20 protein-coding genes and 2 pseudogenes are annotated in these 24,870 nt (G+C 71.5%); 11 read left to right on the forward strand and 11 right to left on the reverse strand.

The annotated features are described in order from the left end of the window. The first annotated feature begins 140 nt into the window (after nt 1-140). From ACZ7DL_RS08240 to ACZ7DL_RS08270, 7 genes are all read left to right on the forward strand, one after another. The gene (locus tag ACZ7DL_RS08240; protein WP_470772404.1) at nt 141-1,340 is read left to right on the forward strand and encodes an ROK family transcriptional regulator; all 1,200 of its coding nucleotides are present in this window, start codon (nt 141-143) and stop codon (nt 1,338-1,340) included. Nucleotides 1,341-1,473: 133 nt separating this feature from the next. Beyond that, nucleotides 1,474-2,580 (forward strand): sugar ABC transporter substrate-binding protein, encoded by a 1,107-nt coding sequence (locus ACZ7DL_RS08245; RefSeq protein ID WP_470772787.1) that lies wholly within the window; start codon nt 1,474-1,476, stop codon nt 2,578-2,580. Between the two features lie 213 nt (nt 2,581-2,793). Further along, the gene (locus tag ACZ7DL_RS08250; protein WP_470772406.1) at nt 2,794-3,585 is read left to right on the forward strand and encodes an ATP-binding cassette domain-containing protein; all 792 of its coding nucleotides are present in this window, start codon (nt 2,794-2,796) and stop codon (nt 3,583-3,585) included. After that, nucleotides 3,582-4,877, forward strand: a complete 1,296-nt coding sequence (locus ACZ7DL_RS08255; RefSeq protein ID WP_470772407.1) for a sugar ABC transporter permease — start codon at nt 3,582-3,584, stop codon at nt 4,875-4,877. The genes ACZ7DL_RS08250 and ACZ7DL_RS08255 overlap by 4 nt, the downstream gene beginning before the upstream one ends. Nucleotides 4,878-5,067: 190 nt before the next feature. Next, the gene (gene dxs / locus ACZ7DL_RS08260) at nt 5,068-6,996 is read left to right on the forward strand and encodes a 1-deoxy-D-xylulose-5-phosphate synthase (protein WP_470772408.1); all 1,929 of its coding nucleotides are present in this window, start codon (nt 5,068-5,070) and stop codon (nt 6,994-6,996) included. Between the two features lie 151 nt (nt 6,997-7,147). Then, the gene (locus ACZ7DL_RS08265) at nt 7,148-8,671 is read left to right on the forward strand and encodes an amino acid permease (RefSeq protein ID WP_470772409.1); all 1,524 of its coding nucleotides are present in this window, start codon (nt 7,148-7,150) and stop codon (nt 8,669-8,671) included. Between the two features lie 73 nt (nt 8,672-8,744). Next, nucleotides 8,745-10,193, forward strand: a complete 1,449-nt coding sequence (locus ACZ7DL_RS08270; protein ID WP_470772410.1) for an ArnT family glycosyltransferase — start codon at nt 8,745-8,747, stop codon at nt 10,191-10,193. A 10-nt stretch (nt 10,194-10,203) separates the two neighbouring features. Here ACZ7DL_RS08270 and ACZ7DL_RS08275 read toward each other — a convergent pair whose 3' ends face one another. Continuing rightward, nucleotides 10,204-10,605, reverse strand: coding sequence for a PIN domain-containing protein (locus ACZ7DL_RS08275; protein ID WP_470772412.1), 402 nt, complete (start codon nt 10,603-10,605; stop codon nt 10,204-10,206). A gap of 74 nt (nt 10,606-10,679) precedes the next feature. Here ACZ7DL_RS08275 and ACZ7DL_RS08280 point away from each other — a divergent pair, with 74 nt between their 5' ends. Beyond that, nucleotides 10,680-11,696: a PLL family lectin gene (locus tag ACZ7DL_RS08280; RefSeq protein ID WP_470772413.1), complete on the forward strand. Its 1,017-nt coding sequence runs from the start codon at nt 10,680-10,682 to the stop codon at nt 11,694-11,696. Nucleotides 11,697-11,797: 101 nt separating this feature from the next. Here ACZ7DL_RS08280 and ACZ7DL_RS08285 read toward each other — a convergent pair whose 3' ends face one another. The 4 genes and pseudogenes from ACZ7DL_RS08285 to ACZ7DL_RS08300 all read right to left on the reverse strand — a co-directional run. Continuing rightward, nucleotides 11,798-13,927, reverse strand: a complete 2,130-nt coding sequence (locus ACZ7DL_RS08285) for a 3-hydroxyacyl-CoA dehydrogenase NAD-binding domain-containing protein (protein WP_470772415.1) — start codon at nt 13,925-13,927, stop codon at nt 11,798-11,800. Then, nucleotides 13,924-15,141, reverse strand: coding sequence for a thiolase family protein (locus ACZ7DL_RS08290; RefSeq protein WP_470772416.1), 1,218 nt, complete (start codon nt 15,139-15,141; stop codon nt 13,924-13,926). The genes ACZ7DL_RS08285 and ACZ7DL_RS08290 overlap by 4 nt, the downstream gene beginning before the upstream one ends. Nucleotides 15,142-15,258: 117 nt before the next feature. Next, a complete protein-coding gene (locus ACZ7DL_RS08295) occupies nt 15,259-16,296 on the reverse strand; it encodes a LacI family DNA-binding transcriptional regulator (RefSeq protein ID WP_470772418.1) in 1,038 nt (345 codons plus the stop codon). Beyond that, a pseudogene (locus ACZ7DL_RS08300) lies at nt 16,296-16,645 on the reverse strand (glycoside hydrolase family 2 protein); the annotation flags it as partial. The gene ACZ7DL_RS08295 and the pseudogene ACZ7DL_RS08300, both read right to left, overlap by 1 nt. On the opposite strand from ACZ7DL_RS08300, the pseudogene ACZ7DL_RS08305 reads away from it, so the two are divergent. Beyond that, nucleotides 16,639-16,974: pseudogene (locus ACZ7DL_RS08305) on the forward strand (ABC transporter permease subunit); the annotation flags it as partial. The pseudogenes ACZ7DL_RS08300 and ACZ7DL_RS08305 overlap by 7 nt on opposite strands. 6 nt (nt 16,975-16,980) lie before the next feature. On the opposite strand, the gene ACZ7DL_RS08310 reads toward ACZ7DL_RS08305, so the two are convergent. From ACZ7DL_RS08310 to ACZ7DL_RS08320, 3 genes are all read right to left on the reverse strand, one after another. Continuing rightward, nucleotides 16,981-18,270, reverse strand: coding sequence for a ribonuclease D (locus tag ACZ7DL_RS08310; protein WP_470772419.1), 1,290 nt, complete (start codon nt 18,268-18,270; stop codon nt 16,981-16,983). A gap of 147 nt (nt 18,271-18,417) precedes the next feature. After that, entirely contained in the window at nt 18,418-19,077 is a 660-nt protein-coding gene (locus tag ACZ7DL_RS08315) for a helix-turn-helix transcriptional regulator (protein ID WP_387512466.1), read from the reverse strand. Nucleotides 19,078-19,357: 280 nt separating this feature from the next. Next, nucleotides 19,358-20,035 carry a DUF3000 domain-containing protein gene (locus ACZ7DL_RS08320; RefSeq protein ID WP_470772421.1) on the reverse strand — a complete coding sequence of 226 codons (678 nt, stop codon included), beginning with the start codon at nt 20,033-20,035 and terminating at the stop codon, nt 19,358-19,360. Between the two features lie 65 nt (nt 20,036-20,100). Between ACZ7DL_RS08320 and hemE the strand changes: the two genes are divergently transcribed. Further along, nucleotides 20,101-21,180, forward strand: a complete 1,080-nt coding sequence (gene hemE, locus ACZ7DL_RS08325) for a uroporphyrinogen decarboxylase (RefSeq protein ID WP_470772423.1) — start codon at nt 20,101-20,103, stop codon at nt 21,178-21,180. 1 nt (nt 21,181) lies between these two features. On the opposite strand, the gene ACZ7DL_RS08330 is transcribed toward hemE, so the two are convergent. Beyond that, nucleotides 21,182-22,006 carry a rhomboid family intramembrane serine protease gene (locus ACZ7DL_RS08330; RefSeq protein ID WP_470772424.1) on the reverse strand — a complete coding sequence of 275 codons (825 nt, stop codon included), beginning with the start codon at nt 22,004-22,006 and terminating at the stop codon, nt 21,182-21,184. A gap of 92 nt (nt 22,007-22,098) precedes the next feature. Here ACZ7DL_RS08330 and ACZ7DL_RS08335 point away from each other — a divergent pair, with 92 nt between their 5' ends. Beyond that, complete coding sequence (locus ACZ7DL_RS08335) at nt 22,099-22,380, forward strand: hypothetical protein (protein WP_470772425.1); 282 nt, start codon at nt 22,099-22,101, stop codon at nt 22,378-22,380. On the opposite strand, the gene ACZ7DL_RS08340 is transcribed toward ACZ7DL_RS08335, so the two are convergent. After that, nucleotides 22,377-23,789 carry an FAD-dependent oxidoreductase gene (locus tag ACZ7DL_RS08340; protein WP_470772427.1) on the reverse strand — a complete coding sequence of 471 codons (1,413 nt, stop codon included), beginning with the start codon at nt 23,787-23,789 and terminating at the stop codon, nt 22,377-22,379. The genes ACZ7DL_RS08335 and ACZ7DL_RS08340 overlap by 4 nt on opposite strands. Before the next feature lie 27 nt (nt 23,790-23,816). Next, nucleotides 23,817-24,785 carry a DUF4349 domain-containing protein gene (locus tag ACZ7DL_RS08345; RefSeq protein WP_470772428.1) on the reverse strand — a complete coding sequence of 323 codons (969 nt, stop codon included), beginning with the start codon at nt 24,783-24,785 and terminating at the stop codon, nt 23,817-23,819. Nucleotides 24,786-24,870 lie beyond the last annotated feature (85 nt).

Here is a 24,870-nt window from a genome sequence, read left to right on the forward strand (position 1 = left end):
CGGCGTGCACGCGTGCGTAGCGGGTACCCGGAAACGGTTCAACCTCTTGACGGAAGTCGCCCCGAACGGCTCAGCTTAGAGTTCACTAGTTGGACATACACGGGGCCTCGCCGAAGCGGCCCCGCGCTCAGGAGGTCGTCGTGGAGACTCCAGGGTCGCAGTCATCGCTGCACCGAGCCAACCTGGAGCGGGTCGTCCGGGCCGTTCGCCTGGCCGGGTCCCTCACGCAGGCGGAGATCGCGCGGACGACCGGACTGTCCGCCGCAACCGTCTCCAACATCGTGCGGGAGCTGAAGGACGGCGGAACCGTCGAGGTCACGCCCACGTCGGCGGGCGGGCGGCGCGCCCGCAGCGTCAGCCTGAGCGGGGACGCCGGCATCGTGATCGGCGTCGACTTCGGGCACACCCACCTGCGGGTCGCCATCGGCAACCTCGCCCATCAGGTGCTGGCCGAGGAGGCCGAGCCGCTGGACGTCGACGCCTCCGCCGACCAGGGCTTCGACCGCGCCGAACAGCTGGTCAACCGGCTGATCGCGGCGACGGGCGTGGACCGGGGCAAGGTGGCCGGCGTGGGACTCGGCGTGCCGGGCCCGATCGACGTGGAGTCGGGCACGCTGGGCTCCACCGCGATCCTGCCGGGCTGGGGCGGCACCAAACCCGCCGAGGAGCTGCGCGAGCGGCTCGGCGTGCCCGTGCACGTGGACAACGACGCCAACCTCGGGGCCCTCGGCGAGCTGGTCTGGGGCAGCGGCAAGGGCGTGCGCGACCTGGCGTACATCAAGGTCGCGAGCGGTGTCGGCGCCGGCCTGGTGATCGACGGGAAGATCTATCGCGGCCCCGGTGGCACTGCGGGCGAAATCGGACATATTACACTCGATGAATCCGGCCCGGTCTGCCGTTGCGGCAACCGTGGCTGCCTGGAGACCTTCGCGGCGGCGCGCTACGTGCTGCCGCTGCTCCAGCCCAGTCACGGCACCGATCTGACCATGGAGGGCGTCGTGCGGCTGGCCAGGGACGGTGACCCGGGCTGCCGTCGGGTGATCGCCGACGTCGGCCGCCACATCGGCAGTGGAGTGGCCAATCTCTGCAATCTGCTGAACCCGAGCCGGGTGGTCCTCGGTGGTGATCTCGCCGAGGCCGGTGAGCTGGTGCTCGGGCCGATCAGGGAGTCCGTCGGCCGCTACGCGATCCCCAGTGCGGCGCGCCAATTGTCCGTTCTCCCGGGGGCACTTGGGGGCCGCGCCGAGGTGCTCGGGGCACTCGCCCTCGCCCTCAGCGAGATGGGTGATTCGACCCTTTTGGAGGGTGCGGTACCCGTGGCGACCCCTGCCTTCACTTAGAGAACGGATGGCACCGTTGCCATCTCGTTAAGGATTTACTTCTTGACGTCGCACGTGTGGCCGAGTTGACTTCCAGCCACCTCGGCCGCAACGACGCGGCCTCGTCAGGGAGGTTTCTGAAGTGAACGCACGTATGCGTCGTGCCGCCGTTGTCGTAGCCGCCGGTGCGATGGCCGTCTCGCTCGCAGCCTGTGGCAGCGCCAAGGAGTCGAAGGGCAACGACGGCTCTTCCTCCGCGTCGGCCAAGAAGGGCGACGACATCAAGGTCGGCCTGCTCCTTCCGGAGAACAAGACCGCGCGCTACGAGAAGTTCGACCGGCCGCTGATCGAGAAGAAGATCAGCGAGCTGACGAACGGCAAGGCGAAGGTCGACTACAACAACGCCCGCCAGGACGCGAACCTGCAGGCCCAGCAGGTCGACACCATGATCACCAACAAGGTGGACGTCCTCATCGTGGACGCGGTGGACGCCAAGGCGATCCAGAACTCCGTCAAGAAGGCCGTGGACGCGGGCATCAAGGTCGTCGCCTACGACCGCCTCGCCGAGGGCCCGATCAGCGCCTACACCTCGTTCGACAACGAGCAGGTCGGCAAGACCCAGGGCGAGGCCCTGCTGAAGGCGCTGGGCGACAAGGCCAAGAAGTCCACCAAGATCGTCATGGTGAACGGCTCGGTGACCGACCCGAACGCCGCCCAGTTCAAGAAGGGCGCGCACTCCGTCCTCGACGACAAGGTCACCGTCGCCAAGGAGTACGACACCAAGGAGTGGTCGCCGGACAACGCCAACTCCGAGATGGAGGCGGCGATCTCCGCGGTCGGCAAGGACAAGATCGCGGGCGTGTACTCCGCCAACGACGGCATGGCCGGCGGTATCATCACCGCCCTCAACGCCGCCGGCATCAAGGTCCCGGTCACCGGCCAGGACGCCGAGCTGGCCGGTGTGCAGCGCATCGTCGCCGGTGAGCAGTACATGAGCGTGTACAAGCCGTACGCCCCGGAGGCCGAGGCCGCCGCCGAGATGGCCGTCGCGCTCGCCCAGGGCAAGTCGCTGGACTCGGTCGCCAAGGACAAGGTCTCCAGCGCCTCCCAGAAGGACGTCCCCGCGGTGCTGGTCCCGGTCACCTCGCTGACCAAGGACAACATCAAGGACACGGTCATCAAGGACGGCGTCTACACCGCCGCCGAGATCTGCACCGGCAAGTACAAGGCCGCCTGCGACAAGCTCGGCCTCACCAAGTAAGCAGTGCACGGCCGCTGCCCGGCCGCGAGCGTTCACCCCGTGAACACCCGCGGTGAAAGCGGCCGGCTGCCCCCAGGCTCCTCCGGCGCCCCGGCGCATTCAGACAGCCCCGCAAGCTCGGCTCCGGGGCGCCGGACGGAACTCCCACGGGTTTCCCCAACCCGCCCACCCAGATTTCTGCACAACCTCCCGCCGGGTCAGGCGGCGAAGGAGATGGTTCACGTGTCCGCTACGCCCGTGCTGGCGTTGCGCGGGGTCTCCAAGCGGTTCGGTGCCGTTCAGGCGCTCACCGACGTAGAGCTTGAGGTCCACGCCGGTGAGGTGGTCGCCCTGGTCGGCGACAACGGTGCCGGAAAGTCCACGCTGGTCAAGACGATCGCCGGCGTCCACCCGATCGACGAGGGTGCCATCGAGTGGGATGGCAAGCCCGTGTCGATCAGCAAGCCGCACGACGCCCAGGCGCTGGGCATCGCGACGGTCTACCAGGACCTCGCGCTGTGCGACAACATCGACGTCGTCGGCAACCTGTTCCTCGGCCGTGAGCTGAGGAAGTGGGGTGTCCTGGACGAGGTCGAGATGGAGCGCCGCGCTCGCGAGCTGCTCACCACGCTCTCGATCCGCATCCCGAGCGTCCGCATCCCGATCGCCTCGCTCTCCGGCGGCCAGCGCCAGACCGTGGCCATCGCCCGCTCCATGCTCGGCGACCCCAAGCTGGTCATCCTGGACGAGCCCACCGCCGCCCTCGGCGTCGAGCAGACCGCCCAGGTCCTCGACCTCGTCGAGCGCCTGCGCGAGCGCGGCCACGCCGTCATCCTCATCAGCCACAACATGGCGGACGTGAAGGCGGTGGCCGACAAGGTCGCCGTCCTGCGCCTCGGCCGCAACAACGGCGTCTTCGAGGTCAAGACGACCTCGCAGGAGGAGATCATCTCCGCCATCACCGGCGCCACCGACAACGCCGTGACCCGCCGTGCGGCGCGCACGAACGGGGAGGTTTCCAAGTGAGCATCGACAAGACCTCCGCGACCCCGCAGGACGAGCACGTCGTCGAGAACCCCGAGGCGGCGGCCGCGGCCGTCACCGCGGTCGACCCGCGTCTCCTCGTGCGCGAGCAGGGCCTGCTCGGCTACTGGAGCGAGTTCAAGCGGAAGATGAAGGCCGGCGAGCTGGGTTCCCTCCCGGTCGTGCTGGGCCTCGCGATCATCTGCATCATCTTCCAGGTCCTGAACTCCGAGTTCCTCTCCGCGCAGAACATCAGCAACATCACGGTCACGATGGTCGGCACGGGCATGATCTCCGTCGGCATCGTCTTCGTGCTGCTGCTCGGCGAGATCGACCTGTCGGTCGGTTCGGTCAGCGGCGCGGCCAGCGCCCTCGCCGCCGTCCTCACGGTCAACCAGGGCTGGCCCGAGTGGCTGGCCGTGCTCGTCGCCATCGCCGCCGGTGCCGCCATCGGCGCGCTGCACGGTTTCTTCTTCGCGGTGCTCGGCGCCCCCGCCTTCGCCGTCACCCTGGCCGGCCTGCTCTTCTGGCTCGGCTTCATGCTGAAGGTGCTGGGCGAGGACGGCACGATCAACCTCGACAGCGAGGGTCTGATCGGCAAGCTGACCACGTACACCTTCACCGACATCGCCGCCGCCTACGGTCTGGCCGTCGTCGTGGTCGTGCTGTTCTTCCTCAGCTCCTACCTCGGCAACCGGCGCCGGGAGGCCGCGGGCGTCCCGTCCCGGCCGCTCAGCGACACCGTGCTGCGCACGGCGCTGCTGGCCGTGGTCTCCTTCGCGGGGGCCTACATGTACAACCAGTACAAGGGCCTGCCGCTGGCCACGGTGATCTTCCTGGCCTTCCTGGTCCTCACCGACTTCGTGCTGCGGCGCACCACCTACGGCCGCAAGGTCTTCGCGCTCGGCGGCAGCGTGGAGGCGTCCCGCCGTGCGGGTATCAGCGTCACCGCGGTGCGGATCTCCGTCTTCGCGATCTCCGGTGGGTTCGCGGCGATCGGAGGCCTGTTCCTGGCCTCGAAGATCGCTTCCGCCAACCAGAGCGCCGGTACGGGCGACCTGCTGATGAACGCGATCGCCGCGGCCGTGATCGGTGGCACGTCGCTGTTCGGTGGCCGTGGTCGTACCTGGAACGCGCTGCTCGGTGTGCTGGTGATCGTCTCGATCCAGTACGGTCTCCAGCTGGAGTCCATCGCCGAGCCGGTCAAGTACATGATCACTGCGGCTGTGCTGTTGACCACGGTTGTGATCGACTCGGTCACCCGTAAGACACAGAAGACGGCGGGGCGCGCGTAGCGCGGTTTCGCCGCAGGGGTGCGGGTGCGGGTGCCGGTCCGCTGAGGCCGGTCGCGCATTCGCCCGCGCCCCTGGGTGCAAGTCGCCCGGCACCGGAAAGGTGCCGGGCGCTGTCATGTGCCGGCAACCCGGAACATTAGACTCGGGCGAGCCCGGCGAAAGCTCGATCAGCTACTGCAAGGAGGCACGGGTGCCGCTGCTGACCCGCATCAGGGGACCGCGCGATCTGGACCGGCTCAGCCTGGAGGAGCTGGACCAGCTGGCAGAGGAGATCCGGACCTTCCTCGTCCAGGAGGTCTCCAAGACCGGCGGGCACCTCGGCCCCAACCTCGGTGTGGTGGAGCTGACCATCGCCCTGCACCGGGTCTTCGAGTCCCCGAAGGACAAGGTCCTGTGGGACACCGGCCACCAGTCCTACGTGCACAAGCTGCTCACCGGCCGGCAGGACTTCTCCCGGCTGAAGATGAAGGGCGGTCTGTCGGGCTACCCCTCCCAGGCCGAGTCCGAGCACGACGTCATCGAGAACAGCCACGCTTCGACCGTGCTCGGCTGGGCCGACGGCATCGCCAAGGCCAACCAGCTGCGCAAGCGGGACAGCCACGTGGTCGCCGTGATCGGTGACGGCGCACTGACCGGCGGCATGGCCTGGGAGGCGCTGAACAACATCGCCGACGCCAAGGACCGCCCGCTGGTCATCGTCGTCAACGACAACGAGCGGTCGTACGCCCCCACCATCGGCGGTCTCGCCAACCATCTGGCGACGCTGCGCACGACGGACGGGTACGAGCGGTTCCTCGCCCGGACCAAGGAGGTCCTGGAGCGCACCCCGGTCGTCGGCCGGCCGCTGTACGGCACCCTGCACGGCGCCAAGAAGGGGCTGAAGGACTTCATCGCCCCGCAGGGCATGTTCGAGGACCTGGGCCTGAAGTACGTCGGCCCGATCGACGGGCACGACATCGAGGCGCTGGAGTCGGCGCTGGCCCGGGCCAAGCGGTTCGGCGGCCCGGTGATCGTGCACTGCCTGACCGAGAAGGGCCGCGGCTACCAGCCCGCTCTCCAGGACGAGGCCGACCGGTTCCACGCCGTCGGCAAGATCCACCCGGACACCGGACTGCCGATCGCCTCCTCCGGCGCCGACTGGACCTCGGTCTTCGGCGACGAGATGGTGCGGCTCGGCGAGGAGCGCGAGGACATCGTCGCGATCACCGCGGCCATGCTCCAGCCGGTCGGCCTGGACAAGTTCGCCAAGCGCTTCCCCGAGCGTGTGTACGACGTCGGGATCGCCGAGCAGCACGGCGCCGTCTCGGCGGCGGGCCTCGCGCACGGCGGTGTGCACCCGGTCTTCGCCGTCTACGCCACCTTCCTCAACCGCGCCTTCGACCAGGTCCTGATGGACGTGGCCCTGCACAAGTGCGGGGTGACCTTCGTGCTGGACCGGGCCGGCGTCACCGGCACCGACGGCGCCTCCCACAACGGCATGTGGGACATGTCGATCCTCCAGGTCGTGCCGGGGCTGCGGCTCGCCGCGCCGCGTGACGCCGAGCAGGTCCGGGCCCAGCTGCGCGAGGCCGTCGCCGTCGAGGACGCGCCGACCGTGGTGCGCTTCTCCAAGGGCGCCGTCGGCCCCGCCGTACCCGCGGTGGGCCGCGTCGGCGGCATGGACGTGCTGCGCGAGCCCGGCACCGACCGCCCGGACGTGCTGCTGGTCTCCGTGGGCGCCCTCGCCCCGATGTGCCTGGAGATCGCCGAGCTGCTGGACCGGCAGGGCATCTGCACCACCGTGGTCGACCCGCGCTGGGTCAAGCCCGTCGACGAGGCCCTCGCCCCGCTGGCCGATCGGCACCGGGTCGTCGTCACCGTGGAGGACAACAGCCGCGTCGGCGGGGTCGGCTCCGCCGTGGCCCAGGCCCTCAGGGACGCGGGCGTGGACGTGCCGCTGCGCGACTTCGGCATCCCGCCGCGCTTCCTCGACCACGCCTCCCGCGCCGAGGTCATGGCGGAGATCGGGCTGACCGCGCCCGACATCGCCCGCCAGGTCACCGGACTGGTCGCCAAGCTGGACGGCCGGTTCGACCGTACGGCCGAGGCGGTGGACTCCGTGGAGCCCGCGCGCGACTAGCGAAATGCCCCCACGGGCCGGTTCCGCCTCTCTCCCCCGGTGGCGGAACCGGCCCGTTTGCGTGAACCTGCCTGTGCCGGGGAATACGCTCCCCGACCCTCTCGATCATGTTGAGCCATATCGAGGCCTCACAAGCGTGGGAGGCAGGCACGTGAGCAACGCGCTGTTTAGGACGAAGAACGTCGAGCAGTCCATCCTGGACACCGAGGAACCCGAGCATTCGCTCAGGAAGTCGCTGACGGCTCTGGATCTGACCGTCTTCGGCGTCGGCGTCATCATCGGCACCGGCATCTTCGTCCTCACCGGTACGGCGGCCAAGAACACCGCCGGTCCGGCCGTATCGCTGTCCTTCGTCGTGGCCGGTGTCGTCTGCGCGCTCGCCGCCCTCTGCTACGCGGAATTCGCCTCCACGGTCCCCGTGGCGGGCTCCGCCTACACCTTCTCCTACGCCTCGCTCGGCGAACTCCCCGCCTGGATCATCGGCTGGGACCTGGTCCTGGAGCTGGCGCTCGGCACGGCGGTGGTCGCGGTCGGCTGGTCCGGCTACATCCACTCGCTGCTCGACAACGCGGGCTGGGACCTGCCCGCGGCGCTCTCCGGCCGGGACGGCGCCTCCGGCTTCGGCTTCGACATCCTCGCCGCGGCCCTCGTCCTGGTGCTCACCGCCATCCTCGTCGTCGGCATGAAGCTGTCCGCGCGGGTCACCTCCGTGGTCGTCGCGATCAAGGTGGTCGTGGTCCTCGTCGTGATCATCGCGGGTGCCTTCTTCATCCACAGCAGCAACTACGACCCGTTCATCCCGAAGGCGCAGTCCGCGGAGGCGGGCGGGAACCTCAAGGCCCCCCTGATCCAGTTGATGTTCGGCTGGGCGCCCTCCCACTTCGGCGTCATGGGCATCTTCACCGCGGCGTCCGTGGTCTTCTTCGCCTTCATCGGCTTCGACGTCGTCGCCACCGCCGCCGAGGAGACCCGTTACCCGCAGCGCGACGTCCCCCGCGGCATCCTGGGCTCCCTGATCATCTGCACCGCCCTGTACGTCGCCGTGTCGATCGTCGTGACCGGCATGCAGAAGTACACCGCGCTGTCCGTGAAGGCGCCGCTCGCCGACGCGTTCAAGGCCACGGGTCACCCGTGGTACGCGGGCCTGATCAGCTTCGGCGCCGCCGTCGGCCTGACCACGGTCTGCATGATCCTGCTGCTCGGCCAGTCCCGGGTCTTCTTCGCCATGAGCCGCGACGGGCTGCTGCCCCGGTTCTTCTCGCACACCCACCCGAAGTTCCGCACCCCGTACCGGTCGACCATCCTGCTCGGCGTCGTCATCGCGATCGTGGCCGGCTTCACCAGCCTGAGCGAACTGGCCGAGCTGGTGAACATCGGCACGCTGTTCGCGTTCATCGTGGTCGCCCTCAGCGTCATCATCCTGCGCAGGACCCGCCCGGACCTGCACCGCGCCTTCCGCACCCCCTGGGTGCCGGTCGTCCCGATCCTGTCCGTGTGCGCCTCGCTGTGGCTGATGCTCAACCTGCCCGCCGAGACCTGGATCCGGTTCGCCGTCTGGATGGTCATCGGCTTCTTCGTCTACTTCTTCTACGGCCGCTCGCACAGCCGGCTCGGCCGGCACCAGGAGACCACGGTCAGCGAGGTCATGCGCCCGCCGGGCGGAACCGCCGAGTAGCCCCGCAGACTCCCGCTCCGGCCCCGTATGTCCCGCTTCGGCTGGGACCGCGGGGCCGGATAGCGTGCTGACCATGCTCGCCGCCCCGCTCGCCCCCACACGGACCGCGGTCACCCGGACGGCGTACTGGGCGCGGCTGCTGCCCCTCCTGGCGGTCCTGGCCTGCCTCACCCGGCTGCCCTCCTTCGTCCGGCCGCTGTGGAACCCGGACGAGGGCTTCCTCGCCGTACAGGCCCGGCTGCTCGCCCAGGGCGGCCAGCTGTACGACACGGTCGTGGACCGCAAGCCGCCGCTGCTGCCGTGGCTGTACCAGGCCGCGTTCGCGCTCTGCGGCTCCGGCTCACTGACCCCGCTGTGGGTGCTCGCCGTCCTCGCCCAGCTGCTCACCGCCGTGCTGCTGGCCTCCCTGTCCCGCCGCCGCTGGGGCGACCGCGCCGGCCGCACCGCCGGCGTGCTGTACCTGCTGGTCTCGGTCGGGCTCAACCCCGAGGACGCGCAGGCCGCCACCTTCGAGGTGTTCATACTGCCCTGGACGGCGGCCGCCCTGTGGTGCGCGGACCGGGGACGCTGGGGCGCGGCCGGGGCCGCCGTCGCCGCCGCGTTCCTGACCAAGCAGACCGGCGGCGCGGTGCTGCTGCCGGTGGTCTGGCTGCTGTACCGCCGGGGCGCCCGGCGCGCGGGCCCGGCCCGGCTCGCGGCCGGATTCGCCCTGCCCGTGCTCGGCGTGGCCCTGCTGACGGACCCGGCCGGCTTCCTGTTCTGGACGGTGACCGGATCCGCCGCGTACGCCTCCGTCACCGGTTCCGAACTCCACGTCCTGGCTCGCGCGGTGACCAACACCGCGATCCTGGCGGTGGCTTCGGCGGGGCTGCTCCCGCCGGTCGTCCGGGCCGCGCGCCGCGCCAGCGCCGTAACGGCCGAGTTGTGGCTGTGGCCGGCCTCCTCGGCCGTCGCGGTGGCCCTCGGCTGCCACTTCTTCGGCCACTACTACCTCCAGCTCATCCCGCCACTCGTCCTGCTGGCCACCGCCGCGCTGCACGGCCTGCCCCGGGAGCGGCACACGGCCGCCGTCCGCACCTCGGCCTGCGCCTGCGCCCTCTTCGTCGGCTGGGGCCTCATCGCCCCGCGCCCCGAACTCGCGCACGCCGAGCGGCTGGCGGCCGCCGTCGCCCACCGCACCGCGCCCGCCGACCGGGTCCTCGTCTGGGGCATACACCCGGAGACGTACTGGCTGGCCGGCCGCACCCCCGCCACCCGCTACCTCACCGCGGGCCTGCTCACCAACTACAGCGGCGGCCGGGACGGTCCGCAGGTCGGCGAGAAGTACGCCGTCGACGGCGCCTGGCCGGTCTTCCGGCGGGAGCTGACCGCGCACCCCCCGGCCCTCGTCGTCGACGACTCCCGGGGCAAGCCGTACGCCCCCGACCGCGTCCCCACGCTGCGCCGCCTGCTGGCGGCGGAGTACGCGGAGGTGGGCAGGGTGGACGGGGCGGTGCTGTACGCCCGGCTGCCGGGGGAGTAGCGGGCGCGGCTCAGCCGAGGACCGTACGCGGGCCGGCCACCTCCGCGCCCAGCTCCGTCACCCGGCGCCGCAGCTCGCGGTCGGCGGTCACCACCAGCCGGGCCCGGCCGGTGCTCGCGGCGGCCAGCTCCACGATCCGGTCGTCCCCGCTGCCCGGGGCCGACTCCACCCGGACGCCCGGCACGGACGCCACGCCGCGGGCCGCGCCCTCGACCACGAGCACGATCTCCACGGCTCCCGTGTGCCCGGGCAGACCGTCGCCCGCCAGCCGGTCCCGCAGCCGCTCGGCCGCTCCCTTGCGGTCCCGCCACCAGCCGTCGGGCCGCGAGCCGACGACGTTCGCGCCGTCCACGACTACGAGCAGCGGGGCGGGGGTGGCGGGGGTGTCCGGGGAGTCGCCGGGAGCGTTCATACGGCAAGGGTCCCACGGCCCGGGAGGCGGGGGCCGGGCCCCGGACCCGGTGCCGAGCGGCTTAAAGTGAACCGGTGAACGGCGACTGGCTCATTCGCGGCCGAGACGGCCGGCTCAGTGTCTACCAGCTGTCGGACGACGCCGTCCTGTGCCGGGCGGAGCGCGGCCCCGGCGGCCCCTGGTCCGCCCCGCGCAAGGTGGGCGGCGAGCAGAAACTGCACCGCGTCCTGGCGGTCGGCCAGGGCGCCGACGGCTATGCCCATCTGGTCTCGTGGCGGCCCACGGTCAAGGGCGAGTCCGGGCTGGTGCACTCCACGCACTTCCGCCCGCATCTCGCGGCCCTGGACTGGAACCCGATCGGGCACCCGCACAAGAAGGGCGACCGGACCGGCACCCCGGCGGTCGCGGTCGACGCGCAGGGCCGCGCCCATGTGTTCGTCCCGAACAAGGACGGCGGGGTGAGCATGCTCGCGCAGAGGGAGAAGGGCGGCTGGGACCCCTGGCGGGACCTGAAGGGCCGTGAGGTGCGGGACGGCCTGGCCGCGGTCACGGGGGAGTCCGGCCGGGTCGAGCTGTACGCGGCCGTCCCGCAGGGCCTGCTGTACTGGCGTCAGGAGGAGCCGGGCGCCCAGCCCGTGCTCCAGGAGGCCCTCAAGGCCGCGGTCCGCCCGGGCACGCTGCGGGCCCTCGCCACCTCACCCGACAGCACGACCGTGTTCTACACCGACACCTCAGGCGAGCTGTGCGCCTGGCGCCCGGGCGGCAAGCCGGCCACCCTGCTGCCGGTGGCGGGCCCCGGCCCGGTGTCCGCGGTCCGCTGTGACCTGGACGGCCACGACTGCACCCTGCTGGTCCAGCGGTCGGAGAACCGCCGGGTCGCCTTCACCGCGTACCCGACCGAGCTGGAGTCGGCGGGTGCCTGGTGGACCGAGTCGGGCCCCGAACTCCCGCTGGACGCGCTGGTGAGCCTCGCGAAGGACGCGGAGGACCGGGTGGTGGCGGCAACGTTGTCCCCGTCGACCGGACGGCTGCTGCTGACGCGACGGAAGGACGAGCCGGGACTGGCGCTGGAGGCGTGGCGGGAGAGGTGAGCCTCTCCGGCGATTGAGGACGAGGCCGACGGCCGATACGGAAACGCCGGGTGCCCGCACCCCGACAGGAGTGCGAGCACCCGGCGTTCACCGGTGGAGCGTTACGCGGGCACGCTCGCCACGCCCGGAGCGAGGAACCGCTTGCCGTTCACCCGCTCGGAGACGCCCTCACGGTCCAGGTACGGCGTGATGCCGCCCAGGTGGAAGGGCCAGCCGGCGCCCGTGATCAGGCACAGGTCGATGTCCTGGGCCTCGGCGACGACGCCCTCGTCCAGCATGAGGCCGATCTCCTGCGCCACCGCGTCCAGGACGCGGTCGCGCACCTGCTCCTCGGACAGCACGACATCGCCCTGCTTGAGCAGCGCGGCGACCTCCGGGTCCAGCTCCGGCTTACCGCTGTCGTAGACGTAGAAGCCGCGCTTGCCCGCCTCGACGACCGCCTTGAGGTTCGGGGAGACCTTGAAGCGGTCCGGGAAGGCCCGGTTGAGGGTCTCGGAGACGTGCAGGCCGATCGCGGGACCGACCAGCTCCAGCAGCACCAGCGGGGACATCGGCAGACCGAGCGGCTCGACGGCCTTCTCGGCGACCTCGACCGGGGTGCCCTCGTCGATGACGTTCTGGATCTCGCCCATGAAGCGGGTCAGGATGCGGTTCACGACGAACGCCGGGGCGTCCTTGGTGAGAACGGCGGTCTTCTTCAGCTTCTTGGCGACGGCGAACGCCGTGGCCAGCGAGGCGTCGTCCGTCTTCTCGCCGCGGACGATCTCCAGCAGCGGGAGGATGGCGACCGGGTTGAAGAAGTGGAAGCCGACGACCCGCTCGGGGTGCTTGAGCTTCGACGCCATCTCCGTCACGGACAGCGAGGAGGTGTTGGTGGCGAGGATCGCGTGCGCCGGGGCGACCGCCTCGACCTCCGCGAACACCTGCTGCTTGACGCCGATCTCCTCGAACACGGCCTCGATGACGAAGTCCGCGTCGGAGAAGCCCTCGGCCTTGTCCAGGACACCGGTCACCAGCGCCTTGAGGCGGTTGGCCTTGTCCTGGTGGATACGGCCCTTGCCGAGCAGCTTGTCGATCTCGGCGTGGACGTAGCCCACACCCTTGTCGACGCGCTCCTGGTCGATGTCGGTCAGCACGACCGGCACCTCCAGGCGGCGCAGGAACAGCAGGGCGAGCTGCGAGGCCATCAGACCGGCGCCGACGACACCGACCTTGGTGACCGGGCGGGCCAGGCTCTTGTCCGGGGCACCGGCCGGGCGCTTGCCGCGCTTCTGCACCAGGTTGAACGCGTAGATGCCGGAGCGCAGTTCGGCGCCCATGATCAGGTCGGCGAGGGCCTGGTCCTCGGCGTCGTACCCCTGCTGGAGGTCGCCGTTCTTGGCGGCGGCGATGATGTCCAGGGCGCGGTATGCGGCCGGGGCGGCGCCGTGCACCTTGGAGTCCGCGATGAAGCGGCCCTTGGCGACGGCCTGGTCCCAGCCCTCACCGCGGTCGATGACCGGGCGATCGACCTGGATGTCGCCCTTGAGTACCTGGGCCGACCAGATCAGCGACTGCTCCAGGAAGTCGGCGCCCTCGAAGATGGCGTCGGCGATGCCCAGGTCGAAGACCTGCTTGCCCTTGAGCTGCTTGTTCTGGTTCAGGCTGTTCTCGATGATGACCGAGACGGCCTTGTCGGCGCCGATCAGGTTCGGCAGCAGGGTGCAGCCGCCCCAGCCCGGGACGAGGCCGAGGAAGACCTCGGGCAGCGAGAACGCCGGGATCACCTTGGACACGGTCCGGTAGGTGCAGTGCAGGCCGACCTCGACGCCGCCGCCCATCGCCGCGCCGTTGTAGTAGGCGAAGGTGGGAACGGCCAGCTGCGACAGGCGCTTGAAGACCTCGTGGCCGCCCTTGCCGATGGCGAGCGCGTGCTCGTGCTCCTTCAGCAGCTCGACGCCCTTGAGGTCGGCGCCGACCGCGAAGATGAACGGCTTGCCGGTGATGCCGACACCGACGATCTCGCCGTCGGCCGCCTCCTTCTCGACCTGGTCGATGGCGGTGTTGAGGTTCGCCAGCGAGGCCGGGCCGAAGGTGGTCGGCTTGGTGTGGTCCAGGCCGTTGTCCAGCGTGATCAGCGCGAAGCGGCCGGCGCCGAACGGCAGGTCGAAGTGGCGCACGTGCGCACTGGTGACGACCTCGTCGGGGAACAGGTCCGAGGCCTGCTTCAGAAGCTCGGCGGTGGTGCTCACTTGTCCCCCTCGAAGTGCGGGTTCTCCCAGATGACCGTCGCGCCCATGCCCAGGCCGACGCACATGGTGGTCAGGCCGAAGCGGACCTCGGGCTGCTCCTCGAACTGGCGGGCCAGCTGGGTCATCAGCCGGACGCCGGAGGCGGCCAGCGGGTGGCCGAAGGCGATGGCGCCGCCGTACTGGTTGACGCGCTCGTCGTCGTCCGCGATGCCGTAGTGGTCGAGGAAGGCCAGGGCCTGGACGGCGAAGGCCTCGTTGATCTCGAAGAGACCGATGTCGGAGATGGACAGACCCGCCTTGGCGAGCGCCTTCTCCGTGGCCGGGATCGGGCCGTAGCCCATGACCTCGGGCTCCACGCCCGCGAAGGCGTAGGAGACGAGCCGCATCTTGACCGGCAGGCCGTTCTCGCGGGCGAAGTCCTCGCTCGCGATGATCGACGCGGTGGCGCCGTCGTTCAGACCGGCCGCGTTGCCCGCGGTGACCCGGCCGTGCACGCGGAACGGCGTCTTGAGGCCGGCGATGGCCTCCACGGTCGTGCCCGGGCGCATCGGCTCGTCGGCGGTGACCAGGCCCCAGCCGGTCTCGCCGGCCTCGGGGCTGGTGCGACGCACCGAGATCGGGACCAGGTCCGGCTGGATCTTGCCGTTGGCGTACGCCTTTCCGGCCTTCTCCTGCGAGCGCACCGCGTACTCGTCGGCGCGCTGCTTGGTGATGTGCGGGTAGCGGTCGTGCAGGTTCTCCGCGGTCATGCCCATGAACATGGCGGACTCGTCGACCAGCTTCTCGCTCACGAACCGCGGGTTCGGGTCGGCGCCCTGGGCCATCGGGTGACGGCCCATGTGCTCGACACCGCCGGCGATGGCGACGTCGTACGCGCCGAAGGCGATGGAGCCGGAGACGGTGGTGACGGCGGTCAGCGCGCCCGCACACATGCGGTCGATCGCGTAGCCGGGCACGGACTGCGGCAGACCGGCGAGGATGCCCGCGGTACGGCCGATCGTGAGGCCCTGGTCGCCGACCTGCGTGGTCGCGGCGACGGCGACCTCGTCCACGGTCTTGGGGTCCAGGCCGGGGTTGCGGCGCAGCAGCTCCCGGATCGCCTTCACGACAAGGTCGTCGGCACGGGTCTCGTGGTAGATGCCCTTCGGGCCCGCCTTGCCGAACGGGGTGCGGACGCCGTCGACGAAGACGACGTCCCTGACGGTACGAGGCACGATGGCTCTCCTCCAGGGTGCGGGATGGCACTGCTGCGATGCGCTGAGCGCGCGCTCAGGACCATGCTACTTATGAGTAACGTAGCTGCACAGTCCTCACCCCTGGAGCGGCGAACGTCACACCCGCGGCGGAGCCGTCGACCCCCGGGGAATCAGCACCGGCGTCGGCACCGGACGGGACCCCGGACCGCCCCCCGTGATCAGTCCGAACAGCGTCCTGGCCACCTCCGCCCCGAAACCGTGCACGTCATGGCTCATCGCCGACAGCGTCGGGTGCGTCAGCCGGCACAGCTGGGAGTCGTCCCAGGCCAGCAGGGAGACGTCGGCCGGGACCCGCAGGCCCATCTCGGCGGCCACCGCGAGCCCGGCCACCGCCATGATGTCGTTGTCGTAGACGATCGCCGTCGGCCGGTCCCGCGGTGTCGCCGTCAGCAGGGAGCGCGTCGCCCGCGCCCCCGACTCGCCGGAGAAGTCGGTCGCCACCTGCCACGCCCCGGCCAGCCCCAGCGCCCGCCCCGCCTCGTCGAACGCCGCCGCGCGGATGCCGGTGTGCCCGAAAGCCGCCGCGCCGCCGACACGGGCGATCCGCCGGTGCCCGAGCGCGGCGAGATAGCGCACCGCCTCGGTGACGGCGGTGGCATCGTCCGTCCACACGGAGGTGAGCCCGCCGGTCAGCGACGGGTGCCCGACGGCGACCACCGGCAGCCCGAGCCGCCGGGCGACCGGCACCCGGGGGTCGTCCGCGCGCAGGTCGACGAGGAGGGAGCCGCCGATGTGCCGGCCCTTCCACCACGACTCCAGCAGCCCGGCCTCCTCCTCGGGGCCGCGCACCAGCCGGAGCAGCAGTGAGCAGGAGTGCTCGCTCAGCACGCTCTCCACGCCCGAGACGAACTCCATGTAGAACGGCTCCAGGCCCAGCATCCGGGCCGGCCGGCAGATCGCCAGGCCCACCACGTCCACCCGGGCCCCGGCCAGCGACCGCGCGGTGTGGCTCGGCGTCCAGCCCAGCTCCCGGGCCGCCGCGAAGATCCGGTCGCGGGTGGCCTCCGACAGCCCCGGCTTGTGGTTGAAGGCCAGGGACACGGCCCCCTTGGAGACACCGGCGCGCGCGGCGACGTCCTTGATGGTGATGCGGTCAGGCCGGGTCGAGGACATCAGGCGGGCTCCATGCAGGACAGCGCGGAACGGGCGGCGGACGCGTCGGGAGTCTGTCGGCCGTGCACGCCGATCGTGACCCGTTCGCGGGGGAGCAGGGTGACCAGTCCGCGGTCGGCCCGCGCGGCCGGGTCCAGCCGGTCGGCTCGGAGCAGCAGGTCACGCACCAGCGTACGGGCCGTCACCGTCACCGCACCAGGAGCGACCTCCACCTCGAACTCCGGCCTCGGGTAGGGGATTTCGCGATCCGGAGCCGGGAGGTGCAGGGCGCGCGGGCTGCCCCCGCTCCCGGCCTCGCCCGAGCGGGGCCCCATGCGTCGGCCACCAGGAACTCCTCCGGGCCGTCGGGTCCCGGTCTCCCTGGACGAGGCGGCCCGGCTGGACGGGGCGAACGCGTTCACCGTCTACCGCCGGATCATCCTGCCGCTGCTCAAGCCGGCGATCGCCACGGTGGTGATCGTGAAGGGGACAGCCGTCTACAACGACTTCTACATCCCCTTCCTCGACATGCCGTCCCAGGATCTTGGCGTGATCTCGACGTCCCTGTTCCGCTTCCGCGGCCCCTACGGCGCACACTGGGAAGTCATCTCGGCGGGCACGATCCTGCCGACCCTGATCGTCTTCCTCGCACTCCAGCGGTTCCTCTACAACGGCTTCATGCGAGGAGCGACCAGATGACGTTGCTCAGGCGCCCTTGGCCACCAGCGCATCCACCAGCACCGGGGTGACCAGCCCGACCTGCCACGGACGCGCGCCGTACCCGGCCAGCGCCGCCTCCACGGACTCGGCGTCGACCACCTTCGGCGGCTCCCAGCAGATCCTGCGCACCGTATCCGGAGAGATCAGGTTCTCCTGAGGCATGGTGAGCCGCTCGGCGAGAGAGGACACCCCCGCGCGGGCGGCGGACAGCCGAGCCGCGGCGGCGGGGTCCTTGTCGGCCCACGCCCGCGGCGGGGGCGGCCCGGCCACCGGCTGCCCCGGCTGCGGCAGCGCCGTGTCCGGCAGGGCCTTGGCCCGGTCCACCGCGGCCTGCCACTGCTCCAGCTGCCGCCGTCCCGTCCGGTGCCCGAACCCGTTCAGCGCGCCCAGGGCGTGCACAGTGCTCGGCAGGGCCAGCGCGGCCTCCACGATGGCCGCGTCGCTCAGCACCTTGCCCGGCGACACGTCCCGGCGCTGCGCGATCCGGTCGCGGGTCTCCCACAGCTCCCGTACGACGGCGAGCTGCCGGCGCCGCCGCACCTTGTGCATCCCGGACGTACGGCGCCAGGGGTCCTTGCGCGGCTCGGCCGGCGGCGCGGCCGCGATCGCGTCGAACTCCTGGCGCGCCCACTCCAGCTTGCCCTGCCGGTCCAGCTCCTTCTCCAGCGCGTCCCGCAGGTCGACGAGCAACTCGACGTCGAGCGCGGCGTACCGCAGCCACGGCTCGGGCAGCGGCCGGGTCGACCAGTCGACGGCGGAGTGGCCCTTCTCCAGGACGAAGCCGAGGACGCCCTCCACCATGGCGCCGAGGCCGACCCGCGGGAACCCGGCGAGCCGGCCGGCCAGCTCGGTGTCGAACAGGCGGGTCGGGATCATGCCTATCTCGCGCAGGCAGGGCAGGTCCTGGGTGGCCGCGTGCAGCACCCACTCGACACCGGAGAGGGCCTCGCCGAGGCCGGACAGGTCGGGACAGGCGACGGGGTCGATCAGCGCGCTGCCGGAGCCCTCGCGGCGCAGCTGCACCAGGTAGGCACGTTGGCCGTAGCGGTAGCCGGAGGCGCGCTCGGCGTCCACGGCGACCGGGCCGGAGCCGGCGGCGAAGGCGGCGATCACCCGGGCGAGGGCGGCCTCGTCGGCGACCACGGGCGGAATGCCCTCGCGGGGTTCGAGCAACGGAGTCGGCGCCCCCATCACAGAAGATCCGGCATCGTCCGGAGGCGTGCCTCCGGTGATGCGCAGGGAGCTGTCTGCTGCGGTCTCTTGGGCGTCGGTCACCTGTCAAGGGTATCCGTGTGTGGACGGCGCCCGTCGACGGAACGTTCCGTCGACGGGCACGGGAGGGGCGTAAACCAGTCAGCTCGCGGCACCATCCCGTTCACCTGGGTGAACACGGGATTCCGCCGAAGGGGGCATCCGGTGGGCTCAGTGGATGATCCCCGTCCGCAGGGCCACGGCCACCATGCCGGCCCGGTCGCCCGTGCCCAGCTTCCGAGCGATCCGGGCGAGGTGGCTCTTCACGGTGAGGGCGGACAGGCCCATGGAGACGCCGATCGCCTTGTTCGACTGGCCCTCCGCGACCAGCCGCAGCACCTCGACCTCGCGTCCGGACAGCTCCCGGTAGCCGCCCGGGTGGCTCGGGGCACCCGGGGGGCGGCGGTGCATACGGGCGGCGGCGCCGAGGGGGGTCGCACCGGGTCGGGTGGGGAGCCCGATGTTGGTGCGGGTGCCGGTGACGACGTAGCCCTTGACGCCGCCGGCCAGCGCGTTGCGGACCGCGCCGATGTCGTCGGCGGCGGAGAGTGCGAGTCCGTTGGGCCAGCCCGCGGCGCGGGTCTCGGACAGCAGGGTGAGGCCGGAGCCGTCGGGGAGGTGGACGTCGGCGACGCAGATGTCGCGGGGGTTGCCGATGCGGGGACGAGCCTCCGCGATGGACGAGGCTTCGATGACATCGCGCACGCCGAGCGCCCACAGATGGCGGGTGACGGTGGAGCGGACGCGCGGGTCGGCCACGACCACCATGGCGGTCGGCTTGTTCGGGCGGTAGGCGACCAGGCTTGCGGGTTGCTCGAGGAGAACGGACACCAGGCCTCCTGGGTGGGGGGACGGGGCCGGCTTGTGGGGATGAAGCCGGGACGAACCGTGCTTTCAAGGTCACAGTCGTCTTCGGCAGCAAACTCGTCCGCCTTTAGAGAACGATCACGATCTAGTGAGTAACAATCTGTGCAATTCGGACACGCGATCGATCATCCGAAGATCGAGTCGGTTCAAGCGGGTGCGATTCGAGTGCAGAAAGTGGCCGTATCGACAAAGAGATGGTCAACCGGGCGTTTCGCGGCGACCGCTCAGGCGCGACGGGCGGGACTTAGCGGGGCTGCGGGCCCCTGCGCTGCGGCAGGGTCACCACCGAAGCGTCACCCGGACCGGCCGGCGGCAGCCCCCCGACCTGCGCCAGCAGATCGCACCAGGCGGCCAGATGGGCAGCGGTGTCCGGCACCCCGCCGAGGCCCTCCCGGGGCGTCCAGGACGCCCGGATCTCGATCTGCGAGGCGGCCGGCCGCTCGGCCAGCCCGCCGAAGTAGTGCGAGCTCGCGCGCGTGATCGTGCCGCTCGGCTCGCCGTAGCCCAGCCCGCGCGCCGCCAGCGCCCCGGTCAGCCACGACCAGCACACCTCGGGCAGCAGGGGATCGGCCGCCATCTCCGCCTCCAGCTCCGCGCGCACCAACGTGACCAGCCGGAACGTGCCCCGCCAGGCGTCGTGCCCGGCCGGGTCGTGCAGCAGCACCAGCCGCCCGTCGGCCAGCTCCTGCTCGCCGTCGACCACCACCGCCTCCAGCGCGTACGCGTACGGGGCGAGCCGCTGCGGGGCGGGCGTCGGCTCCACCTCGACCTGCGGCCGGAGCCGGCTGTTGCGCAGAGCCTCGACCGCGGAGCGGAAAGCGGGCGGACCCGAGGCACTGGAGTGCCGGTCCGCCTCCTCGGTGTCCTTCACGTCGCCCGTTCCGTCAGCGCTGTCCGACATTCGTCCGTGAGCCGCAGCCATGCGGGGAAGAGTAAGGGGAAGCGGGGCCCCGTGGAGGGCAAGACACCCCGCGCCGCCGGTCACCGATGTCATGCGAGACTTGCCTCGTGACCGCCAACGACACCACGCAGCCGACAGCGACGTACGACAGCGCCTTCCTCAGGGCGTGCAGGCGCGAGCCCGTGCCGCACACCCCCGTGTGGTTCATGCGGCAGGCCGGCCGCTCGCTGCCGGAGTACCGCAAGGTGCGCGAGGGCGTTCCCATGCTGGAGTCCTGCATGCGGCCCGAGCTGGTCACCGAGATCACCCTCCAGCCGGTGCGCCGGCACGACGTGGACGCGGCGATCTTCTTCAGCGACATCGTCGTCCCGCTGAAGGCCATCGGCATCGACCTCGACATCAAGCCCGGCGTCGGCCCGGTCGTCGAGCAGCCGATCCGCACCCGCGCCGATCTGGCCCGGCTGCGCGACCTCGGCCCCGAGGACGTCCCCTACGTCACCGAGGCCATCGGCATGCTCACCCGCGAGCTGGGCGCCACCCCGCTGATCGGTTTCGCGGGCGCGCCTTTCACCCTCGCGAGCTACCTGGTCGAGGGCGGTCCCTCGCGCACGTACGAGAACGCCAAGGCGATGATGTACGGCGACCCCGAGCTGTGGGCCGACCTGCTGGACCGCCTCGCCGAGATCACGGCCGCCTTCCTGAAGGTCCAGATCGAGGCCGGCGCGAGCGCCGTCCAGCTCTTCGACTCCTGGGTTGGTGCCCTGGCCCCCGCCGACTACCGGCGCTCGGTCATGCCCGCCTCGGCGAAGGTCTTCGACGCGGTCGCCGGGCACGGCGTCCCGCGCATCCACTTCGGCGTCGGCACCGGCGAGTTGCTGGGGCTCATGGGCGAGGCCGGCGCGGACGTCGTCGGTGTCGACTGGCGCGTCCCGCTGGACGAGGCCGCCCGCCGCGTCGGCCCCGGCAAGGCGCTCCAGGGCAACCTGGACCCGACCGTCCTGTTCACCGACAAGGACACCGTCGCGACCAAGGCCCGCGAGGTGCTCGACGCCGCCGCCGGCCTGGAGGGGCACATCTTCAACCTCGGCCACGGTGTGCTGCCGACCACCGACCCCGACGCGCTGACCCGGCTCGTGGAGTACGTCCACACCGCCACCGCGCGCTGACTCACCAGGAGTAGTGGGGCCGCGCCCGCCTACCGAACAGCAGGCCGGGCGGCTCCGGTGGCTGCGGGGTGCCGGGCTTGAGCGGCCAGGCGAGCAGCATGCCCGCCACGAAGCCGACCACATGGGCCGCGTACGCCACGGTGCCGGCGCCGGAGACCCCGTGCCCGGACGAGTACACCGCCTGGAGCCCGAACCAGAAGCCCAGCACCAGCCAGGCGGGCAGCCGCAGCGGCAGGAAGATCAGGAACGGCACCAGGACCCACACCCTGGCCTTCGGGTAGAGCACCAGATAGGCGCCGAGGACGCCGGCGATCGCGCCGGACGCGCCGATCAGCGGTTCGCCGGAGCCGGCGTTGAGCAGCGCGAAGCCGTAGCCGGCCGCGTAGCCGCAGGCGACGTAGAAGAGGAAGTAGCGGATGTGGCCCATCCGGTCCTCGACGTTGTTGCCGAAGATCAGCAGGAAGAGCATGTTGCCCAGCAGGTGCAGCCAGCCGCCGTGCAGGAACATCGCCGTGAAGACCGACAGCGCCGGCGACTTGTCGTAGGCGGGCGGTTGCACGACACAGCCGGGGCCGTGCGGGCCCACGCCGACGTCGCCGGTCGGGACGACCCTGGGCATCTGATGGTGGATCAGCTCGCGGGGGACCGCCGCGTAGTGGTCCATGAAGGCCTGGAGATGGCAGAGCTGCACCAGATCGTTGCCGCCGGCCACGGCACCGGCTATGCCGGGCGTGGTGACGAACGCCAGCAGGTTGGCGGCGATGAGGGCGTACGTCACCCAGGGGGTGCGGCGCACCGGATTCACGTCATGGACGGGGATGACCACACAGAAGTAGTGCCCGCGATGCGGCGGGCGAATCGGTGAACGCCGCCGGGCGGGTGTGCGTATCTGTTCTCAACCGACGTGAGGATCAGGCGATGACGAACGCTCCGCAGGTTTCGGCGATGCACGCTCTGCCCGATGGCGAGGCCGAGCTGTCCTTGGTGGTACGCCTCCCCTGGGAGGATCTCGCCCGGCTCGGTCAGGAGGCGGGGCGGCTCGCTTCGCAGATGCAGCGGCCGGTGACGCTGGACGAGGCGGTGAGTTACCGCTTGCGCTCGACCCGGCCGTCCGCCTCCCACGCGAAGCCCTCCGGGGAGCAGCCTTCGGCTGTGTCGACGGCGGTCACGTCGTTGCCGCGGATCAGTGGGACGGCCTAGGCGGGGGTTTCCCGCGCCCGCACTTTGGAGGCGGCCTTCCTCGCCGCCACCAGCACCGGGTCCCACACCGGTGAGAACGGCGGGGCGTACCCCAGGTCCAGGGCCGTCATCTGTTCCACCGTCATCTGCGCGGTCAGCGCCACCGCCGCGATGTCGACCCGTTTCGCCGCGCCCTCCCTGCCGACGATCTGCACGCCCAGCAGCCGGCCCGTGCGGCACTCGGCGAGCATCTTGACCGTCATGGGGGCGGCGCCGGGGTAGTAGCCGGCGCGGCTGGTCGACTCGATGGTGACCGTCTCGAAGCGGAGCCCGACCCGGCGGGCGTCCTTCTCGCGCAGGCCGGTGCGGGCGATCTCCAGGTCGCAGACCTTGCTGACCGCCGTACCGACGACCCCCGGGAAGGTGGCGTAGCCGCCGCCGGCGTTGGTGCCGATGACCTGGCCGTGCTTGTTGGCGTGGGTGCCGAGCGGGACGTACTGCACCTGACCGGAGACCAGGTTCAGCACCTCCACACAGTCGCCGCCCGCCCAGATGTTCTCGTGCCCGCGCACCCGCATCCCGAGGTCCGTGAGCAGGCCGCCGTGGGCGCCGAGCGGCAGGCCGGCCGCCCGGGCCAGGCTTGTCTCCGGACGGACGCCGATACCGAGGATCACCAGGTCGGCGGGGTACTCGGCGTCCTCCGTGGCCACGGCCCGGACCCGCCCGTCCTCGCCCGTGAGGAGCTTGGTGACCTCGGCGTCGTTCACCATGGTGATGCCGAGGCCCTCCATGGCCCGGTGCACCAGCCGGCCCATGTCCGCGTCGAGCGTCGACATGGGCTCCCGGCCGCGGTTGACCACCGTCACCTCGAAGCCCCGTTTGATCAGCGCCTCGGCCATCTCGACGCCGATGTAGCCGGCCCCGACGACCACCGCCTTGCTGCCCTGCGTGCGGGCCAGCGTGTCCAGCAGGCCCTGGCCGTCGTCCAGGGTCTGCACGCCGTGCACGCCGGGGGCGTCCGCGCCGGGCAGGTCCGGGCGGACCGGGCGGGCGCCGGTGGCGATGACGAGCTTGTCGTACGGCGTCCAGGACTCGGCGCCGGAATCGACGTCACGCGCGCGTACCCGCTGTCCGGCCACGTCTATCTCCGTGACCTCGGTACGCAGCCGCAGATCGATCCCGCGCGCGCGGTGCTCCTCGGGCGTACGGGCGATGAGCCGGTCCCGCTCGGGGACTTCGCCGCCCACCCAGTACGGGATCCCGCACGCCGAGTACGAGGTGAAGTGGCCGCGCTCGAAGGCCACGATCTCCAGCTCCTCGGGGCCTCTCAGCCGCCGTGCCTGCGACGCCGCGGACATGCCCGCGGCGTCGCCGCCGATCACGACCAGCCGTTCCCTGCCGCTGCCGTCCCGCCCACCGCTCATGCTCATGAAGAACACGCTACGCGGCGCGGGTTGTCAGTCGCGCTCCGGCTCCTCGGCCCAGCCGGGTGCCGGGCGGGCCGACGGCAGCGGGCCGAGCGCGGTCGTCGCGGGCGTGGACTCCGCGCGGCGCGGCAGCCGGGGGCGTACGACCCGCAGCCACAGCACCACCACGAGCGCGGCGAGGGCCACGAACGGCAGGGCGGCGCCGAGCGCGAGGACGATCCAGCGCAGCATGGCGACGAACACGTGCCAGCCGCCCGCGAGCGCGTCCGTGATGCCCGGCCCGTCGTCCGCCTGCCGCACCGGGGTCTCGGACAGCGACAGGGTGATCGTGGCCAGGCTCGTGCGGTCCTTCAGGGAGGCCTGACGGGCCAGCAGCGCCTCCAGGTCGGCCTGACGGCTGCTCAACTCGCCCTCCAGGGAGACCACGTCGCTCAGCTTGGTCGCCTTGTCCATCAGCGCCCGGATCCGGGCCACGCTGGCCCGCTGCGACGTGATGCGGCTGCCGACGTCCACGACCTGGTCGGTGACGTCGACCGCCTTGGCCGTGCGGTCGACCACCCGACCCGTGCCCTGCAGCCCGGCGAGGACATCGTCGTACCGGTCGGTGGGCACGCGCAGCACGACCCTGGTGTGCTCGTGGCCGTCGGCGTCGCGGCTCGTCGTCTCCCTGCCGACGAAACCGCCCGCCTCCTCGGCGGTCGTGCGGGCCGCCGTCAGCGCCTTGGGCGCGTCCTTGACCTCGACGGTGAGGGACGCGGTCCGGATGATCGCGCTCGGGGCGAGCACGGGGGTCGCGTGCGGGGTCTTCCCGTCCCCCTCGTCCGCCCCGCCGCCGGGGGCGCCGGCCGGCAGGGCCCTGGAGTCCGAGGCGGCCTTGGCGGAGCCGCCGCTCGTGTCGTCCGCGCCGCTGCATCCGGCCAGCGCCAGGGATGCGGCGAGCAGGATCCCGGCCAGGGCCTGCGGGGAACGTGCGGAGCGGGCGGCGCGTGGTGTGCGCATGGTCGGTACCCCCCGAGGGCTGTGGTGTGTGACGGTCCTTCGACGGCAATACGGGCCGGAACGTTTGACGTGGCCGGTCCCGATG

The organism is Streptomyces sp. NPDC036984 (genome assembly GCF_055607665.1).

Bases quoted from the DNA above. Each gene is read 5' to 3' on its own strand.
- ACZ7DL_RS08245 (WP_470772787.1), top strand. From the start codon at position 1,474: ATGCGTCGTGCCGCCGTTGTCGTAGCCGCCGGTGCGATGGCCGTCTCG.
- ACZ7DL_RS08250 (WP_470772406.1), top strand. From the start codon at position 2,794: ATGGTTCACGTGTCCGCTACGCCCGTGCTGGCGTTGCGCGGGGTCTCC.
- ACZ7DL_RS08270 (WP_470772410.1), top strand. From the start codon at position 8,745: ATGCTCGCCGCCCCGCTCGCCCCCACACGGACCGCGGTCACCCGGACG.
- ACZ7DL_RS08275 (WP_470772412.1), bottom strand. From the start codon at position 10,605: ATGAACGCTCCCGGCGACTCCCCGGACACCCCCGCCACCCCCGCCCCG.
- ACZ7DL_RS08295 (WP_470772418.1), bottom strand. From the start codon at position 16,296: ATGTCCTCGACCCGGCCTGACCGCATCACCATCAAGGACGTCGCCGCG.
- ACZ7DL_RS08320 (WP_470772421.1), bottom strand. From the start codon at position 20,035: ATGGCTGCGGCTCACGGACGAATGTCGGACAGCGCTGACGGAACGGGC.
- hemE (WP_470772423.1), top strand. From the start codon at position 20,101: ATGTCATGCGAGACTTGCCTCGTGACCGCCAACGACACCACGCAGCCG.
- ACZ7DL_RS08335 (WP_470772425.1), top strand. From the start codon at position 22,099: ATGACGAACGCTCCGCAGGTTTCGGCGATGCACGCTCTGCCCGATGGC.
- ACZ7DL_RS08340 (WP_470772427.1), bottom strand. From the start codon at position 23,789: ATGAGCATGAGCGGTGGGCGGGACGGCAGCGGCAGGGAACGGCTGGTC.
- ACZ7DL_RS08345 (WP_470772428.1), bottom strand. From the start codon at position 24,785: ATGCGCACACCACGCGCCGCCCGCTCCGCACGTTCCCCGCAGGCCCTG.